This is a genomic window from Streptomyces huiliensis (assembly GCF_020037025.1).
GTDB lineage: Bacteria > Actinomycetota > Actinomycetes > Streptomycetales > Streptomycetaceae > Streptomyces > Streptomyces huiliensis.
This window is the reverse complement of record NZ_JAIQLH010000117.1, coordinates 23,796-31,689: the sequence shown is the minus strand read 5'-3', so window position 1 is coordinate 31,689 and position 7,894 is coordinate 23,796. Positions and strand designations below refer to the sequence as shown.

At 73.1% G+C, this 7,894-nt stretch carries 7 protein-coding genes; 2 read left to right on the top strand and 5 right to left on the bottom strand.

The window, feature by feature from the left end:
- Positions 1–503: 503 nt before the first annotated feature.
- Both gabT and JNW98_RS20910 read left to right on the top strand, forming a co-directional pair.
- Positions 504–1,856, top strand: coding sequence for a 4-aminobutyrate--2-oxoglutarate transaminase (gene gabT, locus JNW98_RS20915; protein ID WP_223769803.1), 1,353 nt, complete (start codon positions 504–506; stop codon positions 1,854–1,856).
- A gap of 136 nt (positions 1,857–1,992) precedes the next feature.
- The gene (locus tag JNW98_RS20910) at positions 1,993–2,865 is read left to right on the top strand and encodes a phosphatase PAP2 family protein (RefSeq protein WP_223769802.1); all 873 of its coding nucleotides are present in this window, start codon (positions 1,993–1,995) and stop codon (positions 2,863–2,865) included.
- Here JNW98_RS20910 and JNW98_RS20905 read toward each other — a convergent pair.
- The 5 genes from JNW98_RS20905 to JNW98_RS20885 all read right to left on the bottom strand — a co-directional run bounded on the left by JNW98_RS20905 (position 2,801) and on the right by JNW98_RS20885 (position 7,730).
- On the bottom strand, positions 2,801–3,253 hold the full coding sequence (locus JNW98_RS20905) for a hypothetical protein (protein ID WP_223769801.1): 453 nt from the start codon (positions 3,251–3,253) through the stop codon (positions 2,801–2,803). The genes JNW98_RS20910 and JNW98_RS20905 overlap by 65 nt on opposite strands.
- Positions 3,254–3,387: 134 nt before the next feature.
- Positions 3,388–4,800, bottom strand: a complete 1,413-nt coding sequence (locus JNW98_RS20900; protein WP_223769800.1) for an NAD(P)/FAD-dependent oxidoreductase — start codon at positions 4,798–4,800, stop codon at positions 3,388–3,390.
- A 4-nt stretch (positions 4,801–4,804) separates the two neighbouring features.
- Positions 4,805–5,629, bottom strand: a complete 825-nt coding sequence (locus tag JNW98_RS20895; RefSeq protein ID WP_223769799.1) for an ABC transporter permease — start codon at positions 5,627–5,629, stop codon at positions 4,805–4,807.
- Positions 5,629–6,549 carry an ABC transporter permease gene (locus JNW98_RS20890; protein WP_223769798.1) on the bottom strand — a complete coding sequence of 307 codons (921 nt, stop codon included), beginning with the start codon at positions 6,547–6,549 and terminating at the stop codon, positions 5,629–5,631. The genes JNW98_RS20895 and JNW98_RS20890 overlap by 1 nt, the downstream gene beginning before the upstream one ends.
- Positions 6,546–7,730 (bottom strand): ABC transporter ATP-binding protein, encoded by a 1,185-nt coding sequence (locus JNW98_RS20885; protein WP_223769797.1) that lies wholly within the window; start codon positions 7,728–7,730, stop codon positions 6,546–6,548. Before JNW98_RS20885 ends, JNW98_RS20890 begins: the two co-directional genes overlap by 4 nt.
- Between the last annotated feature and the right edge of the window lie 164 nt (positions 7,731–7,894).

Genomic DNA, 7,894 nt, shown 5'->3' with positions numbered 1-7,894 from the left:
GGTGGGGCGGTCGGCGGAGCGGTCGGTGGGGCCATCGGCGGAGCAGGCGGCGGGACGAACGGGGCCGTGGGCCCGTCGGGGCGCGCCGCCCGGCCGCCGCGGAAAGGAGGTGCCCCGTACGCGTCCCCGTACGTGTCCTCGGATGCCATCGCTGCCCCTTGCCCCCGCCGGCCGGTCCCGCCACTCCTGCTGCCTACTACCACGGCTGCTGCCTGCCCGCCGTGCGGCCCGGCTGCGGCCGGACCGACGTCGCGTGGCCAATCTAGCGGCCCTGAGCGGGGAGTTCAGCGTCTCCGGGCCGAGTTCCGGGGTGACTGGGGGCCGTCTCAGGGCTGACTCGGGGTAGTCCCCGAGCCGGCGGGGGCGCCGGTCGCACCCCGACCCGCCATGTACCGTCCGGACAACGGCGCGCCCGTACTACTCCCCAACGGAACATGCCGGGCCCCTGGGCCCGCCCTTAGCCTGCGGTCAAAAGTCCGCGTTCTTCCCCCGGGAGCCCAACCATGACCGAACTGACCGGAGGCTCGGCCCTCCCCCAGGAGCGCCGCGTCGTCACCGCCATCCCCGGCCCCAAGTCGCTGGAGCTCCAGGCGCGTCGCACGGCGACGGTCGCCGGGGGCGTCGGCTCGGTGCTGCCGGTGTTCACGACCCGCGCGGGCGGCGGCGTGATCGAGGACGTGGACGGCAACTCGCTGATCGACTTCGGTTCGGGCATCGCCGTGACCTCGGTGGGCGCCAGCGCCGAGGCCGTGGTCCGCCGGGCGTCGGCGCAGCTGGCGAACTTCACCCACACCTGCTTCATGGTCACCCCCTACGAGGGCTACGTGGAGGTCTGCGAGCAGCTCGCCGAGCTGACCCCGGGCGACCACGCCAAGAAGTCGGCCCTGTTCAACTCGGGCGCCGAGGCCGTCGAGAACGCGGTGAAGATCGCCCGCGCGTACACCAAGCGCCAGGCGGTCGTCGTCTTCGACCACGGCTACCACGGCCGCACCAACCTGACGATGGCGCTCACGGCCAAGAACATGCCGTACAAGCACGGCTTCGGCCCGTTCGCCCCCGAGGTCTACCGGGTGCCGGTGGCCTACGGCTACCGCTGGCCGACCGGCGCGGAGAACTGCGGCCCCGAGGCCGCGGCGCAGGCCATCGACCAGATCACCAAGCAGGTCGGCGCGGAGAACGTGGCCGCGATCATCATTGAGCCGGTGCTCGGCGAGGGCGGCTTCATCGAGCCGGCCAAGGGCTTCCTGCCGGCGATCGTGAAGTTCGCGAACGACAACGGCATCGTCTTCGTGGCGGACGAGATCCAGTCCGGCTTCTGCCGCACCGGCCAGTGGTTCGCCTGTGAGGACGAGGGCATCGTCCCGGACCTGATCACCACCGCCAAGGGCATCGCGGGCGGTCTTCCGCTGGCCGCGGTCACCGGCCGCGCGGAGATCATGGACTCGGCGCACGCGGGCGGCCTCGGCGGCACCTACGGCGGCAACCCGGTGGCGTGCGCCGGCGCGCTCGGCGCGATCGAGACCATGCGCGAGCTGGACCTCAACGCGAAGGCGAAGCGCATCGAGGAGGTCATGAAGGGCCGCCTCTCGGTCATGCAGGAGAAGTTCCCGGTCATCGGCGACATCCGCGGCCGCGGTGCGATGATCGCGATCGAGCTGGTCAAGGACCGGGAGACCAAGGCCCCCGCCCCCGAGGCGGCCGGCGCCCTGGCCAAGGCCTGCCACGCCGAGGGCCTGCTGGTGCTGACCTGCGGCACCTACGGCAACGTGCTCCGCTTCCTGCCGCCGCTGGTCATCGGCGAGGACCTGCTCAACGAGGGTCTGGACATCATCGAGGCCGCCCTCGGGAACCTCTGAACCGCCTGAGGATCCGGCTCCGGACCGGCGTGCGCGGGCGTCTGCACGCGCGCCCGTGAAGAACCTGTGCGGGGCGGGTGGTGGACGGGTGACACGGCTACCGTCCGCCGCCCGCCCTGCCGTACGGTTTCTGCAGATGAGTGAGACACCCCGTCCGCAGGGGACTGCGGACGACGCCCCGCCGGTACGTCCCCAGTGCCGGCGCGGCCGTGCCACCGCGCACGCCACCGGGGCCGCCGGCAAGCCGGGCCCCGGGACTCCTCACCGATCGGACGGCCGCCCGTTCCACACCCCCCGGGACGAGCGGCACGCCGGCCAGGCCGGCGGCCTCGGAACCTCCCCCCCTGTTCCGGAGCCGTCGGCCTTCGGCGCGCCGTGGCGCCGCCGGGTCCTCCTCCCTGCGCTGTCCGCCGTCCTCTTCGCCCTGGTCACCTGGCAGGTCGCCGCGCACGGCCCGCTGCGCGCGCTCGACGAGCGGGTGGGGCGCGCCGTCGCCGGTGCCGCGTTCCCGCGGGCGGTCACCGGGTTCCTCGCCGACCTCGGCAACGCCTCCGTCGCCGTCCCGGTGCTGGCCGCCGCCGCGCTGTGGGCGGTCCTGCGGCGCGGCCGGCCGTGGTCCCACGCCCTGGCCGCCGCCCTCGCCATGGCGGCGGTGCCCGCCCTGGTCGTCCCGCTCAAGACGCTGATCGACCGGCCGGGCCCGCCCGCGATGGGGACCGGCCCGCACGACGGCTTCTTCCCCTCGGGCCACACCGCCACCGCCGCCGTGGCCTACGGCGCCGCGCTGCTGCTGCTCACCCGGTCTCGCCGGGCCGCCGCCGGATACGTGCTGCTCAACGCGGCGGTGGGGGCGGGGCTCGTGCACCGCGGCTACCACTGGCCGCTGGACGTCCTGGGCTCCTGGTGCCTGGCCGTCCTCGTGCTGTGGTGCCTGGCCCGGTGGCTCAGCCGCGGGCGAGCCGGGCGGCGGCCTCGTGGAGGGCGAGCTCCAGCACCACCGGGTCGGTGAGCAGCCCGGACCCGTCGGGCGGCACCAGCCAGCGGATCAGGGAGGCGTTGCGGACCGGGTGCGGCACCACGATCCAGGTGCCGCGCCCGGCGCCGCGCACCCCGGTCGCCAGCCAGCGGGCCGCCGTCCCGGGCGGCACCAGGAAGCCGATCCGGCCCGCCCGTTCGTCGGCGAGCACCGGCCCCGGCGCGCCGGGCCGCCCGGCCAGGACGTCCGCCGTGGGGCGGCCGAGGCCGCCCGGCAGGATGAGGACGTCCCACAGCCGGCCGGCGGGCAGCAGGGCGATCCCGAAGGGATTGCGCTCCCACTCCCACCGGCAGGCCGCGGGATCGGGCGCGGCCGCCGCCAGCCAGTCCACCGCGCTCGTCCTCCCCGCGCCGCCGCTCATACGCTGCCTCCTCCGTGTCGCGTGTGGGTGCGTCACGGGTGGGAGGGGGCGGCCGGACGGCTCTTACGCGGTTCCGGCGGGATTCCCCCGACCGGGTTCACCGGCCGGCGGGTCAACACCCGTCGCCGGATACGTCAGCTGTCGAACCCCAGCCCCACCTTGTCCATCGCCTTCAGCCAGAGGTTGCGCCGCCCGCCGTTCTCGTCGGCCCGGGTCATCGACCACTGGGTGATGCCGATCCCCACCGACCGCACCGGCTCCGGCGGGAAGGGCAGCGGTCTGCTGCGGACCATCTCGAGCTCGGTGCGCTCGGTCCGCTCCCCCGCCAGCAGGTCGAGCATGACGTCGGCGCCGAACCGGGTGGCCCCGACACCGAGTCCGGTGTACCCCAGGGCGTAGGCGACCCGGCCGCCGTGCGCGGTGCCGAAGAAGGCCGAGAAGCGGGAGCAGGTGTCGATGGCGCCGCCCCAGGCGTGCGTGAAGCGGACGCCCTCCAGCTGCGGGAAGCAGCGGAAGAAGTGCTCGGCGAGCCGCTGGTAGGTGGCCGGGTGGTGGTCGTACTCGGCCCGGACCTCGCCCCCGTAGTGGTAGACGATGTCGTAGCCGCCCCACAGGATCCGCCGGTCGGCGGTGAGCCGGAAGTAGTGGAAGTGGTTGGCCGAGTCGCTGAGCCCCTGCCGCCGCTTCCACCCGACGGCCGCCAGCTGCTCCTCGGTCAGCGGCTCGGTGACGAGCACGTAGTCGTAGACCGGGGCGATGAACGGGCGGAGCCGCTTGACCAGGGACGGGTAGACGTTGGTGCCGAGGGCGGCCCGGCGGGCGAAGACCCGCCCGTAGGGGGTGCGGACGGCGACGCCGGCGCCGCGCGAGGACAGCCCGCTGCCCGGGGTGTGCTCGTAGATCCGTACGCCGAGCTCCAGGCAGGCGCGCTTGAGACCCCAGGCGAGCTTGGCGGGGTGCAGCATGGCGACGCCGTCGCGGTTCCAGAGGCCGGCGAGGAAGGTCGGGGAGTCGACCTCGGCGCGCAGGGCGTCGCGGTCCAGGTACTCGTGGCCGGTGATGCCGTACGCCGCGTACTCCTCGGCGGCCTCCCGGAGCTCGGCCACCTGGTGCGGGGCGGTGGCGATGTCGATCTCGCCGGTGCGTTCGAAGTCGCAGTCGATGCCGTGGCGGCGGAGGGCGTCCTCGATGCCGTCGAGGTTGCGGCGGCCGAGCTCCTCCAGGAGGGGGAGTTCGCCGGGCCAGCGGGCGAGGCCGTTGGCGACGCCGTGGGTGAGGGAGGCGGCGCAGAAGCCGCCGTTGCGGCCGGAGGCGGCCCAGCCGGTCTCCTCGGCCTCGATGAGGACGACGTCGCGGGCGGGGTCGCGTTCCTTGGCGTTGAGGGCGGTCCAGAGCCCCGAGTAGCCGCCGCCGACGACGAGCAGGTCGCAGTGCTCGTCGCCGACGAGGGCGGGGCGGGGGTCGGGCCGGCCGGGGTCGTCGAGCCAGTAGGGGCGCAGAGCGGTGTCGGAAAGTGATTGGGCAGGGTTCATGGCACGAGCGGCCATGTTCTCAGCTCCTTCGGCTGCCTCTTCTTCTGTTCTTCCGGCGTCCCGCCAGCTGTCCGGCCAGGACGCACAGGACGGCGACGGCGAACATCGCCGTGCCGACGACATTGATCTGAACGGGCGTGCCCCGCTGCGCGGCTCCCCAGACGTACATGGGGAAGGTCACAGTGGAGCCGGCGTTGAAGTTGGTGATGACGAAGTCGTCGAAGGAGAGCGCGAACGACAGCAGGGCCCCGGCGGCGATGCCGGGCGCGGCGATCGGCAGGGTGACGCGCAGGAACGTCTGGAAGGGCGTGGCGTAGAGGTCCTGCGCGGCCTGTTCGAGCCGCGGGTCCATGCTCGCCACCCGCGCCTTGACGGCCGTGACGACGAAGCTCAGGCAGAACGTGATGTGGGCGATGAGGATCGTCCAGAAGCCGAAGGCGACGCCCGTATTAAGGAAGAGGGTGGCCATCGAGGCGGCCATCACGACCTCGGGCATCGCCATCGGCAGGAAGAAGAGGCCGCTCGCCGCGCCGCGGCCGCGGAAGCGGTGCCGGGCCAGGGCGAACGCGGCCAGGGTGCCGAGCAGGGTGGCGCCCAGGGTGGCCCAGAGGGCGATCCAGAGGCTGAGCGAGAGCGAACCGCAGAGTCCCGCGACGTCGCAGGGGTGCGTCCAGGCGTCCGTCGAGAACTCGCGCCACTCGTAGTTGAAGCGGCCGGCGGGCTTGTTGAACGAGAAGACGGTGACGATGACGTTGGGCAGCAGCAGGTAGGCGAGGGTGCCCAGGCCGGCGATCACCACCAGGTGGCGGCGGAGCCGGCGGAACGGGCGGGCGACTGCACGCATCAGACGACGTCCTCCGTCCCGGCCCGGCGCAGGTAGACGGTGACCATGCCGAGGATCACGGCCATCAGCAGGAAGGACAACGCGGCGGCGGTCGGGTAGTCGAGGACGCGCAGGAACTGCGACTGGACGACGTTGCCGATCATCTTCTGGTCCGGGGAGCCGAGCAGTTCGGCGTTGATGTAGTCGCCGGCGGCCGGGATGAAGGTGAGCAGCGTGCCGGCGACGACGCCGGGCATGGAGAGCGGGAAGGTCACCCGGCGGAACGTGGTGAGGGGGCCCGCGTACAGGTCGCCCGCGGCTTCGTGGAGCCTGCCGTCGATGCGTTCCAGGGAGGTGTAGAGCGGCAGGATCATGAAGGGCAGGAAGTTGTAGGTGAGGCCGCAGACGACGGCGAGCGGGGTGGCGAGGAGCCGGTGCCCCTCGGTGACGCCGAGTGCGTCGGTCAGCCCCAGGACGTGCAGCGAGTCGAGGGCGCCGACGACGGGTCCGCCGTCGGAGAGGATCGTCTTCCAGGCCAGCGTGCGGATCAGGAAGCTGGTGAAGAACGGCGCGATGACCAGCACCATCAGCAGGGTGCGCCAGCGGCCGGCCCGGAAGGCGATGAGGTACGCGAGCGGGTAGCCGAGGAGCAGGCAGAGCGCGGTGGCGACGGCGGCGTAGCCGATCGAGCGGAGGAACTGGGGCCAGTAGGTGCTCAGGGCGTCCCAGTAGGTGGCGAAGTGCCAGGTGACCCGGAAGCCGTCCTCCAGCGAACCGGTCTGGACGGAGGTCGACGCCTGGTAGACGAGGGGGGCCACGAAGAAGAGCAGCAGCCAGAGGATGCCGGGGAGGAGCAGCCGGTAGGGGACGCGCCGGGCGCTCCGGGAGCGGGCGGGGGCGGTCTCTCGAACGGGGGCGGGGGCGGGGGCGGCCGTCGTCATGAGGGGGCCTCCCCCAGGTCCACGTCGGTGCCCGCCTCGATGCGCTGCGCGGCGTCCAGGCCGAAGCCGTGGCCGGGGTTCCAGTGCAGGAGCACCTCGGCGCCGGGGACGAGCCGGGGGTCGCGCTCGACGTTCTGGGCGTAGACGGACAGCCCGGCGGTGCCCGTGGCGACCGGCGCGTCGACGAGGTACTGGGTGGAGACGCCGATGAAGCTCGCGGAACTGATGCGTCCGCGCACCCGGTTGCGGCCGTCGGGGACGGTCTCGGCGTCGTCGGCGTGGGTGAGCGCGATCTTCTCGGGCCGTATGCCGACGAGGATCTTGTCGCCGGCGCGCGCGGGGACCTGGCAGCGGGCGGCGGGCAGCGCGAGCTTTCCGTCGGCGGCGCGCAGCACCAGGTCGTCGCCGGAGGCGTCGAGGACGTCCGCGGTGATGAGGTTGGAGGTGCCCAGGAAGTTGGCGACGAAGGTGGTGCGCGGGGTCTCGTAGAGGTCGGCGGGGGCGCCGAGCTGCTCGACCCGGCCGGCGTTCATGACGGCCACGGTGTCGGCCATCGTCATGGCCTCCTCCTGGTCGTGCGTGACGTGCACGAAGGTGATGCCCACCTCGGTCTGGATCCGCTTGAGCTCCAGCTGCATCTGGCGGCGGAGCTTGAGGTCCAGGGCGCCCAGCGGCTCGTCGAGCAGCAGCACCTGAGGGTGGTTGATGAGGGCGCGGGCGACGGCCACGCGCTGCTGCTGGCCGCCGGAGAGCTCGTGCGGCCGGCGCCGGGCCAGGTCACCGAGCTGGACGAGGTCGAGCATCTCGCCGACCTGCTTGCGCACCGACTTCACACCGCGCCGGCGGAGGCCGAAGGCGACGTTCTCGTGGATGTCGAGGTGCGGGAAGAGCGCGTAGCTCTGGAAGACGGTGTTGACCGGGCGCTTGTACGGCGGCAGGGCGGTCACGTCCCGGCCGGCGAGGACGACGCTGCCGGTGGTGGGGGTCTCCAGGCCGGCGATCATGCGCAGGGTGGTGGTCTTGCCGCAGCCGGAGGCCCCGAGCAGGGCGAAGAAGGAGCCCGCGGGGACGGTGAGGTCCAGCGGGTGCACGGCCGTGAAGGCGCCGTAGCGCTTGCTGATCCCGGCCAGGCGGACGTCGGTTCCGCTGCCGCCGGGGCCGCTCGGGGCGGTTGCAGTCATGGGTGTGGATCCATCGGATGTGGGGGCGTAGAGCACATAACAGTGACATACGGACGGGGGTGTCCGCGTACGGGCCGTGCGGGTGCCGCATCGCTCACTCCTCCGCTGCCCGCTCGGGCCGGGGCCGCGACGGTCCGGGCCGTCGCTCCTAACGGATGTGATCG